22 protein-coding genes are annotated in these 20,791 nt (G+C 71.9%); 10 read left to right on the plus strand and 12 right to left on the minus strand.

Features of this window, described 5'->3' with window-relative positions; all coding sequences use genetic code 11:
• Nucleotides 1-12: 12 nt before the first annotated feature.
• Nucleotides 13-1,032 (plus strand): triacylglycerol lipase, encoded by a 1,020-nt coding sequence (locus tag HPT28_RS12200; RefSeq protein WP_219091056.1) that lies wholly within the window; start codon nucleotides 13-15, stop codon nucleotides 1,030-1,032.
• A gap of 75 nt (nucleotides 1,033-1,107) precedes the next feature.
• Here the strand turns inward: HPT28_RS12200 and HPT28_RS12205 are convergent, their stop codons facing one another.
• On the minus strand, nucleotides 1,108-1,911 hold the full coding sequence (locus HPT28_RS12205; protein ID WP_219091057.1) for a hypothetical protein: 804 nt from the start codon (nucleotides 1,909-1,911) through the stop codon (nucleotides 1,108-1,110).
• Nucleotides 1,912-1,985: 74 nt separating this feature from the next.
• The gene (locus tag HPT28_RS12210) at nucleotides 1,986-2,972 is read right to left on the minus strand and encodes a LuxR family transcriptional regulator (protein WP_219091058.1); all 987 of its coding nucleotides are present in this window, start codon (nucleotides 2,970-2,972) and stop codon (nucleotides 1,986-1,988) included.
• Nucleotides 2,973-3,206: 234 nt separating this feature from the next.
• On the opposite strand from HPT28_RS12210, the gene HPT28_RS12215 reads away from it, so the two are divergent.
• On the plus strand, nucleotides 3,207-4,619 hold the full coding sequence (locus HPT28_RS12215; protein ID WP_219091059.1) for an aminopeptidase P family protein: 1,413 nt from the start codon (nucleotides 3,207-3,209) through the stop codon (nucleotides 4,617-4,619).
• A 16-nt stretch (nucleotides 4,620-4,635) separates the two neighbouring features.
• Here HPT28_RS12215 and HPT28_RS12220 read toward each other — a convergent pair whose 3' ends face one another.
• From HPT28_RS12220 to HPT28_RS12235, 4 genes are all read right to left on the minus strand, one after another.
• Nucleotides 4,636-4,899, minus strand: a complete 264-nt coding sequence (locus tag HPT28_RS12220) for a type II toxin-antitoxin system RelE/ParE family toxin (protein ID WP_219091060.1) — start codon at nucleotides 4,897-4,899, stop codon at nucleotides 4,636-4,638.
• Nucleotides 4,892-5,158 carry a type II toxin-antitoxin system Phd/YefM family antitoxin gene (locus HPT28_RS12225; RefSeq protein WP_219091061.1) on the minus strand — a complete coding sequence of 89 codons (267 nt, stop codon included), beginning with the start codon at nucleotides 5,156-5,158 and terminating at the stop codon, nucleotides 4,892-4,894. The genes HPT28_RS12220 and HPT28_RS12225 overlap by 8 nt, the downstream gene beginning before the upstream one ends.
• Before the next feature lie 614 nt (nucleotides 5,159-5,772).
• Complete coding sequence (locus HPT28_RS12230; protein WP_219091062.1) at nucleotides 5,773-6,216, minus strand: GNAT family N-acetyltransferase; 444 nt, start codon at nucleotides 6,214-6,216, stop codon at nucleotides 5,773-5,775.
• Nucleotides 6,217-6,356: 140 nt separating this feature from the next.
• On the minus strand, nucleotides 6,357-6,785 hold the full coding sequence (locus HPT28_RS12235; RefSeq protein WP_219091063.1) for an ATP-binding protein: 429 nt from the start codon (nucleotides 6,783-6,785) through the stop codon (nucleotides 6,357-6,359).
• A gap of 166 nt (nucleotides 6,786-6,951) precedes the next feature.
• On the opposite strand from HPT28_RS12235, the gene HPT28_RS12240 reads away from it, so the two are divergent.
• The 4 genes from HPT28_RS12240 (at nucleotide 6,952) to HPT28_RS12255 (ending at nucleotide 8,565) form a co-directional block, all read left to right on the plus strand.
• Nucleotides 6,952-7,803: a helix-turn-helix transcriptional regulator gene (locus HPT28_RS12240; RefSeq protein WP_308119188.1), complete on the plus strand. Its 852-nt coding sequence runs from the start codon at nucleotides 6,952-6,954 to the stop codon at nucleotides 7,801-7,803.
• Nucleotides 7,800-8,003 carry a DUF397 domain-containing protein gene (locus HPT28_RS12245; RefSeq protein ID WP_219091064.1) on the plus strand — a complete coding sequence of 68 codons (204 nt, stop codon included), beginning with the start codon at nucleotides 7,800-7,802 and terminating at the stop codon, nucleotides 8,001-8,003. The genes HPT28_RS12240 and HPT28_RS12245 overlap by 4 nt, the downstream gene beginning before the upstream one ends.
• Before the next feature lie 92 nt (nucleotides 8,004-8,095).
• The gene (locus tag HPT28_RS26835) at nucleotides 8,096-8,236 is read left to right on the plus strand and encodes a hypothetical protein (protein WP_306824608.1); all 141 of its coding nucleotides are present in this window, start codon (nucleotides 8,096-8,098) and stop codon (nucleotides 8,234-8,236) included.
• Between the two features lie 92 nt (nucleotides 8,237-8,328).
• Nucleotides 8,329-8,565 carry a hypothetical protein gene (locus HPT28_RS12255; RefSeq protein ID WP_219091066.1) on the plus strand — a complete coding sequence of 79 codons (237 nt, stop codon included), beginning with the start codon at nucleotides 8,329-8,331 and terminating at the stop codon, nucleotides 8,563-8,565.
• 49 nt (nucleotides 8,566-8,614) lie between these two features.
• On the opposite strand, the gene HPT28_RS12260 is transcribed toward HPT28_RS12255, so the two are convergent.
• From HPT28_RS12260 to HPT28_RS12275, 4 genes are all read right to left on the minus strand, one after another.
• Nucleotides 8,615-9,184 (minus strand): hypothetical protein, encoded by a 570-nt coding sequence (locus tag HPT28_RS12260; RefSeq protein ID WP_219091067.1) that lies wholly within the window; start codon nucleotides 9,182-9,184, stop codon nucleotides 8,615-8,617.
• 44 nt (nucleotides 9,185-9,228) lie between these two features.
• Complete coding sequence (locus HPT28_RS12265; RefSeq protein ID WP_219091068.1) at nucleotides 9,229-10,482, minus strand: hypothetical protein; 1,254 nt, start codon at nucleotides 10,480-10,482, stop codon at nucleotides 9,229-9,231.
• A 7-nt stretch (nucleotides 10,483-10,489) separates the two neighbouring features.
• Entirely contained in the window at nucleotides 10,490-11,233 is a 744-nt protein-coding gene (locus HPT28_RS12270; RefSeq protein WP_219091069.1) for an ATP-binding cassette domain-containing protein, read from the minus strand.
• A gap of 102 nt (nucleotides 11,234-11,335) precedes the next feature.
• Complete coding sequence (locus HPT28_RS12275; protein WP_219091070.1) at nucleotides 11,336-11,752, minus strand: hypothetical protein; 417 nt, start codon at nucleotides 11,750-11,752, stop codon at nucleotides 11,336-11,338.
• 374 nt (nucleotides 11,753-12,126) lie between these two features.
• Here HPT28_RS12275 and HPT28_RS12280 point away from each other — a divergent pair, with 374 nt between their 5' ends.
• The 4 genes from HPT28_RS12280 (at nucleotide 12,127) to HPT28_RS12295 (ending at nucleotide 17,930) form a co-directional block, all read left to right on the plus strand.
• Complete coding sequence (locus HPT28_RS12280) at nucleotides 12,127-13,308, plus strand: UDP-glucuronic acid decarboxylase family protein (RefSeq protein ID WP_219091071.1); 1,182 nt, start codon at nucleotides 12,127-12,129, stop codon at nucleotides 13,306-13,308.
• Between the two features lie 104 nt (nucleotides 13,309-13,412).
• Complete coding sequence (locus HPT28_RS12285; protein ID WP_219091072.1) at nucleotides 13,413-15,296, plus strand: glycosyltransferase family 2 protein; 1,884 nt, start codon at nucleotides 13,413-13,415, stop codon at nucleotides 15,294-15,296.
• Between the two features lie 41 nt (nucleotides 15,297-15,337).
• Nucleotides 15,338-16,360, plus strand: a complete 1,023-nt coding sequence (gene galE / locus HPT28_RS12290; protein WP_219091073.1) for a UDP-glucose 4-epimerase GalE — start codon at nucleotides 15,338-15,340, stop codon at nucleotides 16,358-16,360.
• Between the two features lie 94 nt (nucleotides 16,361-16,454).
• A complete protein-coding gene (locus tag HPT28_RS12295) occupies nucleotides 16,455-17,930 on the plus strand; it encodes a UDP-glucose/GDP-mannose dehydrogenase family protein (RefSeq protein ID WP_219091074.1) in 1,476 nt (491 codons plus the stop codon).
• Here the strand turns inward: HPT28_RS12295 and HPT28_RS12300 are convergent.
• On the minus strand, nucleotides 17,855-19,498 hold the full coding sequence (locus HPT28_RS12300) for a right-handed parallel beta-helix repeat-containing protein (RefSeq protein WP_219091075.1): 1,644 nt from the start codon (nucleotides 19,496-19,498) through the stop codon (nucleotides 17,855-17,857). The two genes, HPT28_RS12295 and HPT28_RS12300, sit on opposite strands and share 76 nt — an antisense overlap.
• A 240-nt stretch (nucleotides 19,499-19,738) precedes the next feature.
• A complete protein-coding gene (locus HPT28_RS12305; protein WP_219091076.1) occupies nucleotides 19,739-20,695 on the minus strand; it encodes an alpha/beta fold hydrolase in 957 nt (318 codons plus the stop codon).
• Nucleotides 20,696-20,791: the final 96 nt, after the last annotated feature.

A 20,791-nucleotide genomic window follows, 5' to 3' on the forward strand; every position in this document is an offset into this window, starting at 1 on the left:
GAGACAACCCCCATGCGCACCTCCAGAAACCGGCGCTCCGCGCGTCTGCCCCGTATCGCCTCCGCGCTGACCGGCCTCGCCGTGGCCGTGGGGCTCGGCGTGACCGCCGTCCCGGCGGCCCAGGGCGCACCGGAGAGCGGTGACACCGCGTCGAGCACGACGGCCGCCACGGCGTCCACCCCCGAGTCCACGTCCTCGTCCACGCCCTCGTCCACGACGGACGGGCCCGTCGGCCCGCCCCAGGACGACTTCATGTCCGCCTTCGGCTACGGGCTGCTCCACCCCGACGCCGTCCCCACCGGCGCCAACGACTGGAACTGCGAGCCCAGCGCCGCCCACCCGCGCCCCGTCGTCCTCGTCCACGGCACCTTCGAGAACCGCTACGCCAACTGGGCCGGGCTCTCGCCCCAGCTCAAGGACGCCGGGTACTGCGTCTACGCCCTCAACTACGGCGGCAGCGCCGGCAGTCTGCGGGGCCTGGCCGACATGCGCGACTCCGCTCGCGAACTCGCCGACTTCGTCGACCGCGTCAAGACCGCCAGCGGCGCCGACAAGGTCGACCTCGTCGGCCACTCGCAGGGCGGCGTGATGCCCCGCTACTACATCAACGAGCTCGGCGGCGCTGCCCACGTCGAGAACCTCGTCGCCACGACCCCGACCAGCCACGGCACGACGCTGTGGGGCTTCGCCGTCCTGGCCAAGCTCTTCCCCGGCGGCGAGGAACTCGTCGGCACCACCTGCGAGGCGTGCAGCCAGCAGATCATCGGCTCCGACTTCCTCAAGGAGCTCAACGCCGACGGCGGCACCCACCCCGACGTCGACTACACGGTGATCGTCACCACCTATGACTGGGTCGTCACCCCGTACACCCTCGGCTACCTCGCCCCCGCCCCCAACGTCACCAACGAGAGTCTCCAGCGCCACTGCCTCAACAACACCGCCGAGCACCTCGGCGTCTCCTACGACGACACCGCCAACGCGCTCGTCATGGGTGCCCTCGACCCCGCGGGCGCCCAGCGCCCCGCCTGCTGACAGGCGGTCAGGCGGCTGCGACGACGGTGCGGCCCGCTCCGGGACCGGGGCCGCGCCGTCGCGAGGGGCTCGGCGTCAGTCCGGCGCCGGGCCCGTCGGCTGCTCCGTCGACGGTGACGGGGACTTCGCCGCGGAGGCCGTGGCCGACCGCGTGGGCCGGCCGGCGATGGCGTTGTACACGCGGACGCGCAGTGTGCGGCGCCAGCCGCCGCGCCGCTCGCGCACTTGAGCCCGGTGCGCCTTGTGCGAGCCGGGACGGTAGAAGCGGCGCGCCCAGGGCGAGGCGGGGTGGGCCAGCCGCACCGCGCCGATCAGCGCGAACACCGGCACCATGATCCCCACCAGCCCGGTGAACACCTTGCCCTTCACCAGCGTGACGACGGCGAGCGAGCCGTTGGCGAGGATCACGAACACTCCCGACCAGCCGCTGCCGCCCTCCTCCCCGAGCCCGAACGGGGTGAGCCCGACGAGCAGCAGTCCGCAGGCCGCCACCCCGAGCACCACGGCGTCCACGGAGAGCCGGCCCTGCTCCTGCCAGTAGACGTCCTGCAGATGCAGGATGAGCGCGAACTCGTCCAGCACCAGCGCCGTCCCGACACCGAAGAGCGTGGCGAGGATCTCCGCCCAGGGCCGGTCGTCGCCCACCGGGGCGGACAGCCCGAGCCCCGCGACGATCATGAAGACGACGCCGAAGACCACGTGGTGGATGTGCATCCCGCCGGGCTCGACGTTCTTCGGCCACCACCGCACATCCGCCCGGATCAGCCGCACGCTGACCCGGATGAACAGGAACGCGACGAGCAGCCCCAGGAAGGCGCAGAGCAGCGGCTGCTTCCCGGTGTCGAGGATCTCCCGCTGGTACCAGTCCGCGAACGACATGACCGCATCCTGGCAGCGCGCAGCCCCCGTACCGGGGAGCCCGCACCGTGGGGTCGCCGGTTCAGCGCGACCGGTCAGAGCCAGCCGTGGCGCTGTGCCTGGAGTGCCATCTGGAAGCGGCTCCGGGCGCCCAGCCGGGCCATCAGGACCTCCATGCGGCGGAACAGCGTGCGGCGGCTGACTCCGAGTTCGCGTGCGATGACCTCGTCGCGCGCCCCGCCCGCGAGCAGCCACAGCAGCCGGCGGTCGGCGGGCAGCAGCCCGCCCGGCCGGGGAACGGCGCGCCCGTGGAAGGGCAGCGCGCTCTGCCAGGACTGCTCGAACAGCGCCACCAGCGCGGAGAGCAGCCCGCACGGCTGCACGATCAGCAGCGTGTTGTGGACGTCGGCCTCCTTGATCGACAAGGACACCAGCGCGTACGCGTCGTCGATGATCAGCAGCTTGACCGGTACCGACGGCAGCACCCTGGCCTGCTCCCCGGCCTCGATGCACGGCTCGATGGCCTCTTCCAGGTTCCCCGGGAGCTCGATCGACGCCTGCGAGTACACGACGCGCTGCTTCACCCCGCGGGCCAGGGTGGCCAGCGCGTCCTCGGTGGCCCCGGAGAGGGGGAAGTACGGCGGGGAGTCGAACTGCCGGATCTGCTCGCGGGCGCTGGCCCACGCCTGGCGCAGCCGCGGTCCGACGGCCTCCCCGGTGACGACCTCGACGAGGTTGTCGTTGTACGCGGCGAGCCGCTGCCGCCGGAACGACTCGAACGCGCCGCCGACGGTCAGCCGCGACGCGTCGACCTCGGCCGCCCGGTGCCGCCCGAGGACCTCCAGGCCCGCGGCGGGCGGGATCGGCGCCACCACGTCCCGGTCGTCGGCGGCCGGACTCGCCAGGCCGACGGCGACCAGCTCGGCGTAGGCCGACGTGAGCTCCGGGCCCGTCAGCCCGGCGGCGGCCCCGATCTCGCTCAGCGCAGCGGGCGCCAGCTCCAACAGCACCGGATAGACCCGCGCCGCGGCGTGCCCGATCCCCAGCAGCCCCAGGGCCTCTGTGAGCCTCGCGTTCGTCATGCGCCGCATTATCGGGCGTTCCGGCCCGGCCCGGACGGTTCGGGTGGGGCTCGTGATGGCGGATCTGTGCCGGTGGCGGATCCCGGACACCGGAAGTCTCGGTGCGGCGTACCGTTCGGGTCCGTCGCAGACCGCAGACCGCAGACCGCAGACCGCAGACCGCAGGCAGCGCATGCGTCCGGGCCGGGCCTGGCCGGCGGACGCGTGCGCTCGATCGAGAGAAGGGCACCCGACATGACCAAGGGCCGGAAGAACGGCCTCTACGGAGGCATCTCCGCCGAGCTGTCCGCCCTGATGCGGACGGGATGGGCCGACACCGAGCGGCGCGACCTGACGCTCAGCGAGCAGGCCCCCTACGCGGCCCGCCGCCGTGCCGCGCTCTCGGCGCGCTTCACCGGCGAGCGGCTCGTCATACCGTCCGGCAACCTCAAGGTCCGGTCGAACGACGACACGTACCCCTTCCGGCCCTACTCGGGCTACGTGCACATGACCGGCGACCAGGCCCGCGACGGCGCCCTCGTCCTGGAGCCCCGCTCCGACGGGGGCCACGACGCCTACTGTTACCAACTGCCCCGCGACGGCCGGGACAGCGACGAGTTCTGGACGGGTCCCACGGCCGAGCTGTGGATGGGACGCCGCCGCTCCCTCGCCGAGTCGGAGCGCGTACTGGGCCTGCCCTGCCGCGACGTGCGCACCGCGGCCGAGGACCTGGCGGCCGGACCGGCGGTCCGCACCCGCATCGTCCGCGGCCACGACCCCGCCCTGGAGGCCGCCGTCACGACCGACGAGGAGCGCGACGCCGAGCTGGAGGAGGCGCTCGACGACCTGCGCCTCGTCAAGGACGAGTGGGAGCTGGCGGAGATGCGCAAGGCGGTGGACTCCACCGTGCGCGGCTTCGTCGACGTCGTACGCGAGCTGTCGGCGGCCATCGCCTCGTCCGAGCGGTGGATCGAGGGCACCTTCTTCCGCCGCGCCCGGCTGGAGGGCAACGCCGTCGGCTACGGCACCATCTGTGCCGCGGGCGAGCACGCCACGATCATGCACTGGACGGAGAACGACGGCCCCGTGCGCCCGGGCGACCTCCTCCTGCTCGACGCCGGGGTGGAGACGCGCACCCTCTACACCGCCGACGTCACCCGCACCCTCCCGATCAGCGGAACGTTCACCCCGCTGCAACGCACGGTCTACGACGCGGTGTACGAGGCCCAGGAAGCCGGCATGGCGGCGGTCAAACCCGGCGCCCACTACCGCGACTTCCACGAGGCCGCCCAGCGCTCCCTGACGGCGAGGCTGGTCGAGTGGGGCTTCATCGACGGTCCCGTCGACCGCGCCTACGAGCTCGGCCTGCAACGCCGCTTCACCATGGCGGGCACCGGCCACATGCTCGGCCTCGACGTCCACGACTGCGCGCGGGCCCGCACCGAGGGGTACGTCGACGCCCTGCTGGAGCCGGGCATGGTCCTCACCGTGGAGCCCGGCCTGTACGTCCAGCCGGACGACCTGACGGTGCCGAAGGAGTGGCGCGGCATCGGCGTCCGGATCGAGGACGACGTCGTCGTCACCGACAGCGGCCACGAGAACCTCTCGGCGGGCCTGCCGCGCTCGGCGGACGACGTCGAGGCGTGGATGGCCGAGTTCGCGGGCTGACCCGGCTTGGCGACCGTCAGGCCTCGTAGATCGTGGACCGGTGCCCGACGTGGACTACCCAGATGGTGAGCTCGCCGTTGTCGATCGTGTAGATGATCCGATAGTCGCCGACTCGCAGGCGGCGGCGTTCGGGCTGCGACACGAGCGCGGTGGTGCTGAAACCGAGGGGGTCGCTTTCGAGCTCCGTGAGTTTCGCCAGGATGCGCAGAGCCATGGCCCGGGGGATCTTGCGGAGCTCGGCCTGAGCCTCAGGCCGGAAGACCGTGCGGTAGTCACTCACTGCGAGCCAGCGTCTCCCTCATCACTTCTTCGATGGGAACGCCCGCCACGCGGTTCGCCATGCGTTCGTCGATGATGCGGTTGATCTCGCGCTCTTCCCACTCCTGGTACTTGCGGAGCGTGTCGATCGACACGACGGCTGCGACCTCCTTGCCCCGGCGGGTGATCACGGTCGGCACGTCATCTCGATCAGCCCGCTCCACGACCTCGGCAAGATGGGCCCGGACATCGCGGATGGACTCTATGGGCATCTCAGTCATGCCCTCAAAGTACCAGGTGTGCCATGTGTACACATGGGCTCTCATGTGTGGGGTACTCCCGCTTCGGCCAGGCAGATGGGGCGGGGGCCGGCGGGGGCCTGGTGCGGGGCACGGTAGACGCGGTGGCAGGTGGTGCAGCTCTGGAACGGGTCCGGGGGCGGCGGTGGCGGGGGAGCCGCCGGGAGCGACGGCGGGATGAGGGTGCCGAGGCGGTGGCCAGGAGGTCGGCGGCGGTGCGGTTGCGGCCGGGGTTGGCGGTGCGCGGCGCGGGCAGGGCAGGAGGCGGGACGCGGTCGGGCCGCACGGCGGGCGACGGCTCCGGTGGCCCGGCGATGTCGACGGACGCGAGCCGGGGCGCGGGTCCGGGCGCGGGCCGAGGTGCGTGCCCGGGTGCGTGCCCGGGCACGGGCCGAACCCGGAGCCGGGGCCCGGGGCGGGACACCGGCTCGGACGCCGGCCGGGACCCGGCTTGGGCCGCGGGCCCGGGGCAGGGGCAGGGGGAAGACGCCGGGCGGCGTGCCGGTGCGCGGGGCGTCACCGGGGGGCGGGCCGGGCGGCGGGCCGGGGCGGTGGTGGCAGAGGGTGCGGGTGATGATCGTCTGGGTGAGCAGTGCTCAGGAGGACGGTTCGCGCGCCATGAACACGTCCACCGCGTCCTCGGTCTCGACGGTGAACCCGTGCCGTTCGTACAGCCGCCGGGCCGGACTGCCCTGGAGCACGTTCAACCTGACGCGGACGCCGTCGCCGTCGCACCGCTCCAGCAGTTGGCGCAGCACGGCCGTACCGACGCCGTGGCCCTGAAGGTGCGGGGCCAGGTAGAAGTGCTCCAGCCAGTGGGAGTCCTCGGCGGCTCGCAGGGCGACGCAGCCCGCGAACGCGCCGCCCACCTCGATCACCCAGGTGTGGGCGGGCTCGAAGCCGTCACGCAGCCGCTGCCGCACCCGGTGGGCGTCGTACCGCCCGAGCCGCTCCAGATCCGCCCGCAGGACCACGGCCCGCAGCTCCGCCACGGCCTCGACGTCCGAGTCCGCCGCCGGCCGGAGATCCCAGTCCGCCATGATCGCCACACTACCGGCTGCGGTAACGGGTGGTGGGGGAGTGATCTTTCCGGGATGCCTCGTAGGAGGTGACGTCGCGTCGTGCCGGGGCGCGGCGCGCCGGGACGGGGCGCGCGGCGCCCCGGTGCGGGCGGTGCGCCTCAGGACGTCGGCAGCGCCAGCTCCGCCCAGACCGTCTTGCGCGGCGTCGGGCCCGTGCGCACGCCCCACCGGTCGGCGAGCACGGCCACCAGCAGCAGCCCGCGCCCGGTCTCGGCGAGCGGTGCCGTCGCCCCGCCGTTCGTGGCGGGCATCCGCTCGGCGCGCGTGTCGGTGACCTCGATGCGCAGCGTCCCGTCCCTGACGGTCAGGCCGAGCCGGAAGTCCCGGCCGGGCACGCGCCCGTGCAGGACGGCGTTGGCCGCCAGCTCCGCGACGACCTGCCCCGCCCGCTCGTCCGGGAAGCCCCAGGAGCCGAGCTGTGCGACGGTCAGCAGTCGCGCCAGGCGCGCCCCGCGCCGGGTGGGCGAGAGCAGCACCGTGAACTCGTGGGCCGCTGCCGGGTTTTCGGTGATGGTTTCTCCGTTCACATCACCCAGCGTGGTCAGTCGTGTCTACGCTGAGAAGTAACACAGCCCGCACGGTGCGTGCTGGTACGGCGCTGCCCGGCGCGCTGTCGGGGCGTTGTCCGGCCCGGTCCGGGTGACCGTCGCCCGCCCTGCGGCGTTGGCAACGGCACGACGGAGGTGACCGGTTGTGAGCGATGACGTGGGCCGCGACGACGGCCTGTTGGACGAGGGCCTGGAAGACGAGTCCGCCGCGGTGGGCCGCACGGTGGGCCGCCAGATCAAGCTGTGGCGCGAGGACGCGGGCCTCACTCAGGCCGAGCTGGGTCTGGAGCTGGGCTACAGCGAGGAGATGATCTCAGCCGTCGAACGCGGCCGACGCCTGCCCAAGCCGAGCATGCTGGAGCGTGCCGACGAGGTCCTCAACGCAGGCGGCAAGATCAAGGCGATGACCAAGGAGGTCGTCGAGGCCCGCTATCCCCGCAAGGTCCGTGACCTCGCCAAGCTGGAGCGCGAAGTCACGGAGATGGGGGTCTACGAGAACCACAATCTCCACGGCCTGCTCCAGACGAAGTGGCATTCCCGTGCGCTGTTCGAGATGCGGCGCCCCATGCTCGACGAGGAGGTCATCGAGCGCAGCGTCGCCGCACGGCTTGCCCGTCAGGGGATCTTCGAGCAGCGCGGGGCGCCCATTTTCAGCTTCGTGCAGGAAGAGGTGACGCTCCGTCGTCCGCTCGGGGGCGTGGAGGCCCACCGCGAGCAGCTGCGGAGGATTCTGGAGCTGGGACGCCTCCGGAACGTCGAGATCCAGGTCATGCCGACGCGCCGCGAGGATCACGCCGGGATGGGCGGACCGCTCCAACTGCTGAGGTTGCGCAATGGCACGGCCCTGGGGCAGGTGGAGGTGCACGGCTACTCCCGCGCCATCTCGGAGCCAAGGGAGTTGCAGCGCTTGGAGATTCAGTATGGGATTATCCGAGCCCAAGCGCTCACGCCCCGGGAGTCGCTGGCGTTCATCGAGAAGATCCTGGGAGAGACATGACTGACAAGCTCGCAGCCGGCTACGAGCTGCACTGGTTCAAGAGCAGCTACAGCAACAGTGAGCCCGATTCCAGTTGCGTTGAGGTCGCCGCCGCCCCCGGTACCGTCCGCGTGCGTGACTCCAAGGACGTGGGCGGTCCGCAGCTCGCGGTGCCGTCGCCCGCGTGGGCCGCGTTCGTCGGGTTCGCCGCGCGGGGCTGAGGTCTGGGGGCGGGCGCACCGGGCCGCCGCTCGCCGGGGGCGGGTGGGAGCCGCCGCGGGTTCTCCTGGAGTACCGACGGGCGACAGCGGCCATGAACTGCGAGGGGCTGTCGGACGAGGAGCCGCGGCGCCGCCCGACGCCGCCGTCGATGTTGACGCCGCTGTGCCCGGTGCGGCACAACGGCCACGCGGACTTCCTGCGCGAGGCGTTCGACGGCTCGGTCGGAGCCTGAGGACCTCCGCCTCCACGCGGGACACGCCCGCGAAAGAGCGCACCCGCGCCCTCGGGTGCAGCAGACTCGGAGCACCGATACAGGAGGTTGTCATGGCGGGATTCCTCGACCGGGCCAAGGAGCAGGCGCAGCAGGCCCTCAACCAGGGCAAGCAGAAGGTGGACGAGGTCCAGCAGCAGCGGGCCGGGAACGAGCTGCTGAAGAAGCTGGGCGCGGCGTACTACGCGGAGCGGCGCGGCTCCGGCTCGGAGCAGGCAACGCAGAGCGCGCTCAACGCGCTGGAAGCGCATATCGCCACGCACGGGGACAGCTTCCTGCGCGGGGTCTGACGCCTTGTGAGTGCTACGCCAAGCGGGTGTCGGTCCGGCGGCGGTTCCGTCACCGGGCCGACACCCACGTCCGCCCGCGCGCGAACGTGTGGTTCGGCCGGGCGTGGCAGAGGGCAGTCCCGGCGATGAGCAGGGCCAGTGCCGCGAGTGACGCGTGGGCTGATCCGCTGGGCAGCAGAGGCCAGGCCCATGGGTAGGGTCGGCCCCCCGGGCCCGTACCCACGAGGGCGCTGACCAGAGGCAGGATCGCCACCGTCACCGGGCCGTACCGGGGGCCGAGGAGCCATTGCGCCAACAGGCCGACCCCCAGGTACCCGAGCATGTTCCGTGTGACCGCCCAGGCGAGGGGGAAGTCCAGCCAGGACTGTTCCACGATGCCCAGGAGGATCGCTGTTCCGCACGCGGCGATCAGGAGTCCGCTGGACCACCAGCTCGTCCGCCTCGCCGCTGTGGCTTCGAGGTCGGCAGGCGGCCGGTTGAGGCAGTAGAGCAAGGTCCCGGCGGGGAGTGCGGCGAGCACCAGTGGGATGGGTACGCCACCCGAGATGCCTCCGAAGAGAGCGGGAACGGGCAGGCTGGACGAGCCGAGCAGGGGCGCCATGCCGAAGCAGAGCACCATGGCCGCTGCTCCTGCGGTGACAGCGTGTACGCGGAGCCACCAGATCATGATCGGCCGTCTGTCGGGTCGTGGAAGGAAGCAGGCGAGAGTTCTGGAGTCACCGCGCAGTCCTCGACCGAGCGGATGTTGCGCTCGAACCAAGCCTTCTGGGCCGCGACGGGAAGCTCCCGCACCTGCTGGGCGAGCTGGAGTTCCTCGGGTGGCCACTGGCCGCTCAGTTCGTGCGGGGGCGTCCCTGCCGTCAGCGTCAGCCAGGCGTAGATGACACCTGCGGCTTCGTAGCCCGGGTAGCGAGCGTTCGGAACCCGGGCGCAGGCTGGGGGTTCGCCGGGGAGGACGCTTGTGGCGGTTGCTCTGAGGAGGTCCGCCTCGCGCGGTTTCACCAGGCTGTACTCGATGCGTTCCGGCAGCTCGACCCCGACGGCTTCGAGTCGTTCGCGCACGGACTCCGCGGTCCTGGTGAACTCGTCTTCATGAGGCTGCTGCTCCGGCCAGAGACAGATCCGTGGTCGGTCACCAGTGCACTTCAGCGCTGCGGGGTCCCGCTGCTGGGTGCCGTCGAATCCCAACGGCACCGCCAGAGCGACGGAGGCCGCGATGCACGCCAAGGTCGCGCCGCCGGCCACGCTGATGCGGAACGTGCCGCTGCGCAGCAGCAGCGCGGCAAGCGCTCCCGCGATCAAGGCAGTGCTGAAGAACGCGGTAGCCGCGAGGCTGCGTGCCGACGCTTCCTGGGCGAGAGTGCAGCATTCGCCCACGCCCTGGCCGTTCAGGTGGCGTAGCCAGGCCGGTGAGGACAGGGCCGCTGGCCAGAACCCCCACAGGTAGCCGACCACCAGCATCAACGCGGCGCCCAGGAGTCGGTGCAGTGTGCGACCGACGACGAAGCCCACGGCCACATGGGAGAGAACCACGAGACAGGCGGTGCCGAGAATCGGGGCGCTGGGGCGCCCCGTGGGGGCGGGGTTGGAGATGTAGTAGGTGACCAACGCTGTGAGCAGCCCTGTGAGGCCAAGCAGCGCCACAGGCGTCAGATGTTCCACGGCGATGCGCAGAGGGTTGCGTGCCGGCGCCCAGTCCCAGATCCGGGCGGACTCCAGCCGTGCGCCTTCCCAGGCCGCACACGCTCCGCACACGGCGGTGACGAAGCCGAGCGAGACGGTCGACTGGGCGGTGAGCGACTCCCAGTACGGAACGGCCGAGTCAGTGTTCCTGCCACCGAACAGCACCAGGCCCGGAATGAGCAGACCGGCGGCCCACGCCGTGGGGCCGGACGCGAACAGGGTTCTCCAGTTCATGGTGCGCTCACGCCTCTCCGCGTACCAGGCCGCGATAGGCGGCCTCGGCCCTGCGCTCTGTGCTGACGTCGGGTCCGGCCAGCGCGAGGAACGTGTCGGTGTGCCCCTGATAGGCGATGCGGCCGCGATCGAGGACGACGACGGACTCGTAGACGTCCAGCAAGTCTTCCGTCTGGTGCGTCGAGACGATGAAGCTGAGATGCTCTCCGAGTTCCCCCATGAGTTCTCTGAAGACGCCCCTCTGGACGGGGTCCAGCCCGGCGGTCGGTTCGTCCAGGAGGATCACGTCTGCGTCGTGGGTGAGCGTCTGGGCGATTCCGAGTCGGCGAAGCTGCCCACCGGACAGTTCGTGGCTGCGCCTGTCGGCAAGATCGCTCAGGCGGACTCGTGCGAGCGCCAGGGCGGACCTGCTCCAGGCTTCGGCCTTGGACAGCCCTTTCAGCCAGCCCGCGTAGGCGGCCTGCTCGCGCACTGTCAGCCCCGGAAGGGGGTGGACCTGTTGGGGCAGCCACCCCACTCCTCTCCGGTACTCACGCCTGTCGCCCCGGCGTGCGCTGTCGAGGTTCTTCCACGTCACCGCGCCCGTTCGTGGCGTGAGAGACGATGCACCAAGTGCCAGCAGCGTGGATTTACCGGCCCCGTTCGGCCCAAGGAGCACCGAACCGCCTTCGGGGAACTCCAGGGACACCCGGTCCAGGACGGGGGAACTCGCCCGGTAGCGGAACGTGCAGTCTGTGTAGCGCAGGGGCACGGTGAACTTCCAGTCTAGAGCGCGACAGTGGGGGATAGGGCCTGCCCGAGAGCCTGGCCCCGCGAAGGGCGACGCCGCGGGGCCAGACAGAGGTTCCCGGGGTTACCAGCGGATAGTCACGTCCTTGACGTTCAGGTACGAGCGAACTCGGTTGCTGCCGTTGTAGGTGGTGTAGTTGAAGTAGTAGCCACCGGCTGAGCGGTCGCCGAAGTAGGACGTGTCGCAGTAGTTGTTGTCGCGTGCCACCACGGGGTCGGGCGACCAGGACCGCTCCTTCTTGAGCTGCAAGCCCGCGTAGCGGAACGGGTTCGTGTCAGAAGTCCCGCTGCATTTCGCAAATTTGATGGACGTTGAGGTGCCGTCGAGATTGCGGTCCTTCCAGTGACTCGACTCCTTGCCCGGCAGCCAGCCCGAGATCCAGGTGTCCTTGAAGCCTTCCGCGTGGGCGACTCCCGCACCCGCGGTCAGTGATATCAGCACGCCTGCTGCGATGGCGTTGGCTCTGTGCTTGAGGCGCATGGTCGATCCCTCTCGACAGTGCGGAACTCCGCGCTGTTGTTCGATTACGTAGGGATCTTGCAGTCACCGAATGTCACTGATCAACATCAGATGGTCGATCTGAGGAAGGTCTGAGCTTCAATGACTCATTTCATGCTGCAGCTACTTCGAAGTGGGTGAAGATACTCCACTGGCATGTGCTGGCGATGAGTCGAGCAAGGGAGTCATTCGTCCGGTTGGGGCATTTTGCGTGGTGATGAGCGGAAAATACTATCTATGCCCATATTCTTACTCTGCGGTTCGACGGCGGACCGTCTCCGCGCCAGGCGTGCCGTGCGGCGGCAGGGCAGGCGTGAGCGGAGGTCAGTGTGTTGCCCCGAATCACGGAGAAGCCCATGCGTGTTGCCGTCACCGGAGGGGCAGGGTTCCTCGGGTCGCATCTGTGTGAGGCCCTGCTGCGGCGCGGCGACGAGGTCGTCTGCCTTGACGATCTCTCGACCGGCACGTCGGACAACATCGCCCACCTCAAGCCGTACCCCACCTTCACCTTCCTCCGTGCCGACGTCAGCGCGGACCTGGACGTCCCCGGGGCGCTCGACGTCGTCGCGCACCTGGCGAGTCCCGCGTCGCCGCCCGACTACCTGCGGCTGCCCCTGCAGACCCTGGCCGTCGGCAGCCGGGGGACCGAGAACGCGCTGCGGCTGGCCGCGCGGAACGGTGCCCGGTTCCTGCTGGCGTCCACGAGCGAGGTCTACGGCGACCCGCTCGTCCATCCCCAGGACGAGGAGTACTGGGGGAACGTCAACCCCAACGGGCCGCGCAGCGTGTACGACGAGGCGAAACGGTTCGCCGAGGCCGTGACGCTCGCCTACCACCGCACGCACGACCTCAACGTCGGCATCGTGCGGATCTTCAACACCTACGGCCCGCGGATGCGCCCGCACGACGGGCGCGTGGTGTCCAGCTTCATCGCCCAGGCGCTCACCGGGGAGCCGCTGACCGTCTACGGCGACGGCAAGCAGAGCCGGAGCTTCTGCTACGTCGACGACCTCGTGCGCGGGCTCGTCGCGATGGCGGACTCCGACGAGACCGGGCCCGTCAACCTGGGCAACCCCGTCGAGCTGTCCGTCTCCGACCTCGCCGAGCTCGTCGTGCGCCTCACCGGCTCGGTGTCCGAGGTGCGGTACCACCCGCTGCCCGTGGACGACCCCGTCCGCCGCCGGCCCGTGATCACCCGGGCGGCGGAGCGGCTCGGCTGGCTCCCGGAGGTGGGCGTCGAGGACGGGCTGCGGCGCACGATCGAGTGGTTCGCCGCCCGCCCGCGGGACGTCGCCGCCGGGGCCGCCGCGATCCGGGGCGGTCAGGAGGACGGCGGGGGTGCCGGGGACCCGCTTCGGCCCGCGGTGCCCGTGGCAGGCGCGGTGTCCCCGGTCGCTGCGGCGCCCGCGGTCTCCGGCGGGCCCGCGGTCTCCGGCGGGCCCGCGGTCTCCGGCGGGCCCGCGGTCTCCGGGGCGCCGACGGCATCGCGGGCGGCATCGCGAGCGTCCGCGGCCCCGGTGGAGTCCGCGCCGTCCTGACACCCGAAGGCCCCGTCCCCGCACCTCGTCAGGCCCCCGCGCCCGGGCCCGCCCGCGCCGGTCGCCGCATCCCCGCCCCGCCCCCGCCACGGAGCACGCCTTCCATGACGCAGGCCGAGCCCGCCCTCCTCCCTCCGACGCCCCCGACCTCCCAGACGCCCGCCACGGCCCCGTGCCCCGCCGACGTCGAGGGATCCCTGCGCGACCAGCTCCTCGGACTGTCCGACGGCAACGTCGCCGCCATCACCCCCGACGGGCCGGTCTTCGGGCGCCCGCGCCGCCGGCTCGCCACGCGGCCCACCGCCTTCGTGCGGCAGCTCTCCGGCGCCACCCGCGTCAAGGCGACGCTGCTCAGCGTCGCCTGGGTGGCCTGCCTCGTGTGGTTCTGGTCCTGGTGGCTCCAGCCCGAGCACCGGGCCGGGTGGATCGGCCTGATCGTCAACAGCGCGCTGCTGGCGTACCTCGCCCTCCTGCCGCTGCACTTCGTCGTCGCCGTCATCCGGCTGCGCCGCCTCGACCCGAAGACCGAGGTGCCCGAGCTGCGCGTCGCCTTCGCCGTCACCCGGGCGCCCTCGGAGGAGTGGGCCATTGCCCGCGCCACGCTGCGGGCCATGCTCGACCAGGAGTACCCGCACCCGTACGACGTCTGGCTCTGCGACGAGGACCCCACGCCGCGCATCCGGCGCTGGTGCCGGCGCAACGGGGTGCGGGTCTCCTGTCGCAAGGGGGTGACGGAGTACCACCGCGACACCTGGCCGCGCCGCACCCGCTGCAAGGAGGGCAACCTCGCCTACTTCTACGACCACTGGGGCTACGACGCGTACGACGTCGTCGCCCAGCTCGACTGCGACCACGTGCCGCGGCCGGGTTACCTCGCCGAGGTGGTGCGGCCCTTCGCCGACCCGGCCATCGGCTACGTCGCCGCGCCCTCGGTGTGCGACTCCAACGCCGACGCCTCCTGGTCCGCCCGCGGCAGACTCCACCGGGAGGCGATCCTCCACGGCCCGGTCCAGCTCGGCTACTCCGCCGGGCTGGCCCCTTTGTGCATCGGCTCGCACTACGCCGTCCGCACCACCGCGCTGAAGGACATCGGCGGGCTCGGGCCCGAGCTGGCCGAGGACTTCACCACCACGTTCCTGCTCAACTCCGCCGGGTGGCACGGCGCGTTCGCCATCGACGCCGAGGCCCACGGGGAGGGGCCCATCACGTTCTCGGCGATGGTGACGCAGGAGTTCCAGTGGTCGCGCAGCCTGGCGGTGTCGCTGATGGGGCTGCTGCCCAAGCATGTGAGGCGGCTCCCCGCGCTGCTGCGGCTGCGCTTCACCGTCGTGCTCGCCTACTACCCGCTGCTCGCCCTGACGACGACGGCAGGGCTCACCCTGCCGCCCGTCGCCGCCGTCACCGGGCTGCCCTGGGTCAACGTCAACTACTTCGCGTTCCTCGGCCACTTCTGGGCCATGTCGCTGTGCCTCATCCTGCTGGTGCTCCTGCTGCGCCGACGCGGGCTGCTGCGTCCGCCCGAGGCGCCCGTGGTGAGCTGGGAGGGCTGGCTGTTCGCCCTCGCCCGCTGGCCCTGGGTCGCCTGGGGCGTCGGGGCCGCCGTCCTCCAGCGGCTCCGGCCGCGCACGGTCACCTTCAAGGTGACGCCGAAGTCCCGCGACGGGCTCGAACCCCTCGCGCTGCGGCTCGTCGCGCCGTACGTGCTCATCACCGTCGTGCTCTCCTCGGCGGCCGTCGTCGGCGAACTCACCGGCCCGGCGGTCGGCTACGTCTTCCTGTGCATCCTCGGCGCCTCGTCCTACGCCGTCGTCACCCTCGCCGTCTCCTGGCTGCACGTCTGCGAGACGGCACGCGCGAACGGCGTCCGCCGGCACCGGGCCCTGCGCACCGCCCGGCTGCCCCTGCTCGCCGGCACCCTCGCCCTCGCGCCGCTGGCCCTGGCCTACGCCCTGTACCCCGTCTACCTGACGAACGTCCTGCGCTGGTGACGACGTCCCACGGCCCCGCCCGTTCCCGAAGGAGCATCCCCATGCCCACGACCGTCCTGGTGACCGGCGGCGCCGGATTCATCGGCAGCCACACCTGCGTCGAACTCCTCACCCACGGCTACGACGTCGTCGTCGTGGACGACCACTCCAACAGCTCGCCGCACGCCCTCGAACGCGTCGCCAAGACCGCCGGGCGGCCCGTCACCGCCGCCTACGAGACCGACCTGCGCGACCGCCGCGCCCTGAACGCCGTCTTCGACGCACACCGCGTCGACGCCGTCATCCACTTCGCGGCCAGGAAGGCCGTCGGGGAGTCCGTCCAGATCCCCGTCGCCTACTACGACACCAACGTGGGCGGCACCACCGCGCTGCTGGCCGCCATGGAACAGCACGATGTGCGGCGGCTCGTCTTCTCCTCCTCCTGCTCCGTCTACGGCGACGCGACCAAGGTGCCGCTCACCGAGGCCGACCCCGTCGCCCCCACCAATCCCTACGCCACCACCAAGCTGCTGTGCGAGCGGATCACGGGCGACGTCTGCCGGCGGCTGCCCGGCCTCAGCGTCCTCGCCCTGCGCTACTTCAACCCCGTCGGCGCCCACCCGAGCGGCCACCTCGGGGAGGACCCGCGCGGCGTGCCGAACAACGTCATGCCCTACCTCGCCCAGGTAGCCGTCGGCCGCCGCGACCGGCTGCGCGTCTTCGGCGACGACTACCCCACCCCCGACGGCACCGGCGTCCGCGACTACATCCACGTCATGGACGTCGCCGAGGGCCACCGCGTCGCCCTCGAACACCTCGACGACGAGCACGGCATGCGGGTCTTCAACCTCGGCACCGGAACCGGCACCTCCGTCCTCGAACTCCTCGCCGCCTTCTCCGCCGCCTGTGGCCGGGAGATCCCCCACGAGATCACCGGGCGCCGCCCCGGCGACGTCCCCGCCCTCGTCGCCGACCCCGGAGCCGTGGCCCGCGCCTGGGGCTGGACCACCCGGCGCGACCTCACCGACATGTGCCGCGACGCGTGGCGCTTCCAGGAGCTCAACCCCTCGGGCTACCCGGGCTGACACCCCCTCGCGGGCCTCGCCGCCCTTCCGGCCTCGTGGCCCTCGCGGCCCCGCGGCCCTCGTGCCCTCTCACGGACAGACAGGAGACACCAGCATGCGGTTGACCGTCATCGGTACGGGATACCTCGGAGCCGTGCACGCCGCGTGTATGGCCGAACTCGGACACGACGTCCTCGGCGTCGACGTCGACCCGCGCAAGATCAACGCGCTCGCCGAGGGCAGACCGCCCTTCTACGAGCCCGGCCTGCCCGAACTGCTCACCCGCACCCTCCACCGCGGGCGGCTGCGCTTCACCACCTCGCTGCGCGAAGCCGCCGAGTTCGGCGACGTCCACTTCGTGTGCGTCGGCACCCCGCAGCAGCCCGGCTCCGACGCCGCCGACCTGCGGCAGGTCGAGGCCGTCGTCCACGGCCTCGCCCCGCATCTGCACCGGCGCTGCCTCATCGTGGGCAAGTCCACCGTCCCCGTCGGCACCTGCGACCGGCTCGCCGCCGAGGTCCCCGCCCTGCTGCCCGAGGACGGGGACGCCGAACTCGCCTGGAACCCGGAGTTCCTGCGCGAGGGCCTCGCCGTCCAGGACACGCTCCGGCCCGACCGGCTCGTCATCGGCGTCCGCTCCACCCGGGCCCACGACACCCTCGCCGAGGTCTACGCCACCCCGCGCGCCGCCGGGGTGCCGTTCATCAGCACCGACCCCGCCACCGCCGAACTCGCCAAGGCCGCCGCCAACTCCTTCCTCGCCACCAAGATCTCCTTCATCAACGCCATGTCCGAGGTCTGCGACGCCTCCGGAGCCGATGTCGTCACCCTCGCCGACATCCTCGGCCACGACCCCCGCATCGGCCGCCGCTTCCTGGCCGCCGGACTGGGCTTCGGCGGCGGCTGCCTGCCCAAGGACATCCGCGCCTTCACCGCCCGCGCGGCCGAGCTCGGCGCCGAACCCGCCGTCGAGTTCCTGCGGCAGATCGACACCATCAACACCCGCCAGCGCCGACGCACCGTCGAGGCCGCCCGGGAGCTCGTCGGCGGCTCCTTCACCGCCCGTCGTCTCGCCGTGCTCGGCGCCACCTTCAAGCCCGACAGCGACGACGTCCGCGACTCGCCCGCCCTCGCCGTGGCCGGCGCCCTGCACCGCGAGGGCGCCGAGGTCTGCGTCCACGACCCGCGCGGCACCGAGAACGCCCGCGCCGTCCACCCCGCCCTCCTCTACACCACCGACGCCACCGCGGCCTGCCGGGACGCCGACCTCGTCCTGCACCTGACCGAGTGGCGCGACTACCGCGAGCTACGGCCCTCCGTGCTCGCCGAGGTCGTGCGCACCCCGCGGCTGCTGGACGCCCGCAACGCGCTCGACGCCGGGCTGTGGCGCTCGGCCGGCTGGACGGTACGAGCCCTCGGGCGGCCCGCGCCCGCCGTCGTCCCCTCGGCGCTGCCCCTCCAGCCCGCGCTGGCGGTGGCCGCTTCAGGTGCCGTCGCGGGCGCGGTGGCCGACGGTCAGTCCTCCGCGTCCTCCGGGCGGCCCTGTAGCGCCCCGACCGTCAGCGGGCTCCTCAGCGGCGTCCCCGAGTAGTCCACGCGGCCCGGATCGCGGACCCCGGCCTCGCGCAGGTCGACGCCCGCGTCCTCCAGGTCCGCGGGACAGCCGGAGCGCAGCAGCGCGGCCTCGGCCACCTCGGTGACCGGGGCCGCCGCCGCGCCGAGGCACGGGTCCTCGTCGGTGCCGGTGTCCTCGCCGTCCCACCGCTCGTGGCCCGTCCCGGCGCGCCACACGTCCAACGCGTCGTACCGCTTCTGGCCCCAGTGCACCGTCCATCCGCCGGTGCTGTGGTAGGCGTTGCCCTGCAGGGCGACCTCGTCCGGGTCGAAGTCGCCGTCCGCGTCCACCACGGGCGCGCCGTCGGTGAGGAAGACGTTGTTGTGCACGCGGATGCCCTCCAGGTCCTCCTGAAGCCGCAGTGCGGGCGCCTTCACCGGCCCGTTCGCCTTCATCGCCACCGTGTTGTGGTAGACGTCCAGATCGCGCAGCTTCACGCCGTAGACGACGATGCCTCCGTAGACCTCCAGCTTGCGGGTGTCGTTCGCGCTCAGGTTGAACCGCAGGACGTTGTCGCGGTGCGCGCCCGTCGGCTTCCCGGAGTAGACGAGGTAGCCGGGGCCGTCGTTGCCGAACGACAGGTTGTACTGGACGACGGACTCCGAGACGTTGTTGTCCAGACCGAACCCACCGCCGTCCACCCGGGACCCGGTGTGATTGCCGTACGAGACGTTGTTCTCGATGACGATCTTCGTCGAGTCGTACGTCCAGATGCCCTCCGGGCCCTCCACCGCCGACGCCGACGACCGCTCCCCGTTGTCGAACGCCACAGAGTCCTCGATCCGGCCCGCGCGCACACTGCCGAAGACGATCCCGCTGCCCGTGTTCCGGTCGCTCGCCGTCGGGTCGCCCTCGTTCCCGAACGCCCTGACGTCCGAAACCCGCACGTCCTCGTGCGCGTACACCGGGGTCTCCGCGTGGAACTCCGGGCCGCTCGCGGAGAGCCCGGCCTCCAGATTGTCGTGCAGCGTCGCCCGGCTCACCCGCACATCGCGGAAGCCCACGCCGTCCTCGGCGCCGATGCCGATGCCGTGGCGGAACCCCGAGGCGTCCACGTCGGAGATCCACACGTGTCCGAAGCGCTCCCCGTCCGCCACGTCACTGAAGAGTTGCACCCCGTCGTACTCCCGGCGCGTGCCGCTGCCCCCGCGCAGGACCAGATCACGGATCACCACACCGCCCGTGTTGTGCACGGCCACCCCGGCCGACGACGCCGCCCGGATCACCGCCCGGCCCTTCCCGAAGGACTCCACGACCACCGGATTCTCCGCGTCTCCCGCCTCCCCGGCCGCGATGTCCAACCCGCCGCGGAACTTCGCCCCGCCCTGGAGGCGCAACCGGTCTCCCGGGCGGAACTTCGCCACGTCCGCCCGGTCCAGCGTCCGCCACGCCGTCTCCGGTGACGTGCCGTCGGCTCCGTCGTCGCCGTCCGGACTGACGTAGTACGTGAACCCGCCGGCCGCGTTCTTTCCCGGGGGCGCGTACGGCTCCGGCAGCGCGCACCCGGCCGGCAGCAGCACCACGGCCAGGAGCCCGCCCGCCACCCTCGCGGCGCCCCGGGTGCCTCTGCCCCCCGCGCCGTTCCGGGGGCCTCGGCTCCTCTGGTGTCCCATCCGCACACGCACTCCCTGCCCACGGTGAAGGAATCCGTACGAAACGGATGAATCCTCCCAGACGTCGAGCGCCGGGGGCGGCGTTCCGACCACGGCGTTTCGGCCCGCGGTCTGTCGGCCGGCACGCCGCCGGGGCCCCGCTGCCGCAGGGCCCCGGCGGTACGCGTCGGCTCAGAGCAGTGGGACGCCGTAGCCCCGGCACCGCGGCTGGAAGTCCGCCGGGCCGTCCGCCAGCGCGTTCAGGGTCAGCTGGTGCGTCGGCTCGTCGGTGAACAGCCCGAGGTGCCCTGCCAGGTCGAACGGGCACAGGTCCTGGAGGAGCACGTTGTTCACGTTCTCACCCTGGAGTGCCTGACTGCGGTACGGCGTCACGACCTTGTCGTATTTGGTCATGATCACGGTGTAGTCCGGGCCCGCCGGGACCTCGTCGCCGTCCGCCCACAGCTCGGCCGTGTAGTCGCTGGTGGCCGCCTGGTCCAGGACGCCGGGGAACTGGCCGACCTCCGACAGCCCCGTCGCGAACCCCATGAGGTTCAGCGCGTCGGCGAGCGTCACCAGGCCGTTCAGATCAGTGCCGTTCGAGCTGGGCGCCCAGCCCACGTAGTGGGCGACCTGTTCGGCCCCGCCCATCTTCTTCATCCACCACATCGGCACGTTCCCGCCCTGCGAGTGGCCCACGATGTCCACCTTCGCCGCGCCGGTGGCCTGCCGCACCTTCGTCACGAAGGCGTCCAGCTCGGCCGCCGAGTCCTTGATGTGGCCCAGGCCGCCCACGCGGTCGAGCGAGGCGGCGGTGAAGCCGTAGTTCATCGCGAAGACGCAGTACCCCTCGTTCTTCAACCTCGGCGCGGTCTTCACGAAGTTGGCCCCGAGGTTCGCGAACGTCCCCGGCAGCAGGATCACCGGGTTGGGACGCTCGGCGTCCGGCACGCAGGACCAGTCGTTGGCCCCGGCGACGGCGTCGGGGGAGTGCACGTAGTTCGACAGCGCCTTGAGCAGCCCGCCCTCGGGCAGCGGCTCCTCCGCGGCCTGGGTGGGAGCGGCGGCGGTGAGGACGAGCGCGACGGAAGCCGCGAGCGACGTCACGGCGAGACGGGTCCGTCTTGTGGTGCGCGAGATCCACGACATGGGCTCTCCTGCGGGTCGCCCGGCCCTCTGCCTGAAGAGGGCCAGTGGGGGAGCGGCACGTGGGGTGCCGGACGGGGGCTGCCTGCCCTTCGGGCC

This window comes from Streptomyces sp. JJ38 (genome assembly GCF_019303475.1).
GTDB lineage: Bacteria > Actinomycetota > Actinomycetes > Streptomycetales > Streptomycetaceae > Streptomyces.

Coding starts and splice junctions, on each gene's coding strand:
- HPT28_RS12280 (WP_219091071.1), top strand. CDS start 12,127: ATGCGTGTTGCCGTCACCGGAGGGGCAGGGTTCCTCGGGTCGCATCTG.
- HPT28_RS12285 (WP_219091072.1), top strand. CDS start 13,413: ATGACGCAGGCCGAGCCCGCCCTCCTCCCTCCGACGCCCCCGACCTCC.
- HPT28_RS12305 (WP_219091076.1), bottom strand. CDS start 20,695: ATGTCGTGGATCTCGCGCACCACAAGACGGACCCGTCTCGCCGTGACG.
- HPT28_RS12215 (WP_219091059.1), top strand. CDS start 3,207: ATGACCAAGGGCCGGAAGAACGGCCTCTACGGAGGCATCTCCGCCGAG.
- HPT28_RS12295 (WP_219091074.1), top strand. CDS start 16,455: ATGCGGTTGACCGTCATCGGTACGGGATACCTCGGAGCCGTGCACGCC.
- HPT28_RS26835 (WP_306824608.1), top strand. CDS start 8,096: ATGAACTGCGAGGGGCTGTCGGACGAGGAGCCGCGGCGCCGCCCGACG.
- HPT28_RS12200 (WP_219091056.1), top strand. CDS start 13: ATGCGCACCTCCAGAAACCGGCGCTCCGCGCGTCTGCCCCGTATCGCC.
- HPT28_RS12255 (WP_219091066.1), top strand. CDS start 8,329: ATGGCGGGATTCCTCGACCGGGCCAAGGAGCAGGCGCAGCAGGCCCTC.
- HPT28_RS12265 (WP_219091068.1), bottom strand. CDS start 10,482: ATGAACTGGAGAACCCTGTTCGCGTCCGGCCCCACGGCGTGGGCCGCC.
- galE (WP_219091073.1), top strand. CDS start 15,338: ATGCCCACGACCGTCCTGGTGACCGGCGGCGCCGGATTCATCGGCAGC.
- HPT28_RS12230 (WP_219091062.1), bottom strand. CDS start 6,216: ATGGCGGACTGGGATCTCCGGCCGGCGGCGGACTCGGACGTCGAGGCC.
- HPT28_RS12260 (WP_219091067.1), bottom strand. CDS start 9,184: ATGGTGCTCTGCTTCGGCATGGCGCCCCTGCTCGGCTCGTCCAGCCTG.
- HPT28_RS12225 (WP_219091061.1), bottom strand. CDS start 5,158: ATGACTGAGATGCCCATAGAGTCCATCCGCGATGTCCGGGCCCATCTT.
- HPT28_RS12205 (WP_219091057.1), bottom strand. CDS start 1,911: ATGTCGTTCGCGGACTGGTACCAGCGGGAGATCCTCGACACCGGGAAG.
- HPT28_RS12275 (WP_219091070.1), bottom strand. CDS start 11,752: ATGCGCCTCAAGCACAGAGCCAACGCCATCGCAGCAGGCGTGCTGATA.
- HPT28_RS12210 (WP_219091058.1), bottom strand. CDS start 2,972: ATGACGAACGCGAGGCTCACAGAGGCCCTGGGGCTGCTGGGGATCGGG.
- HPT28_RS12245 (WP_219091064.1), top strand. CDS start 7,800: ATGACTGACAAGCTCGCAGCCGGCTACGAGCTGCACTGGTTCAAGAGC.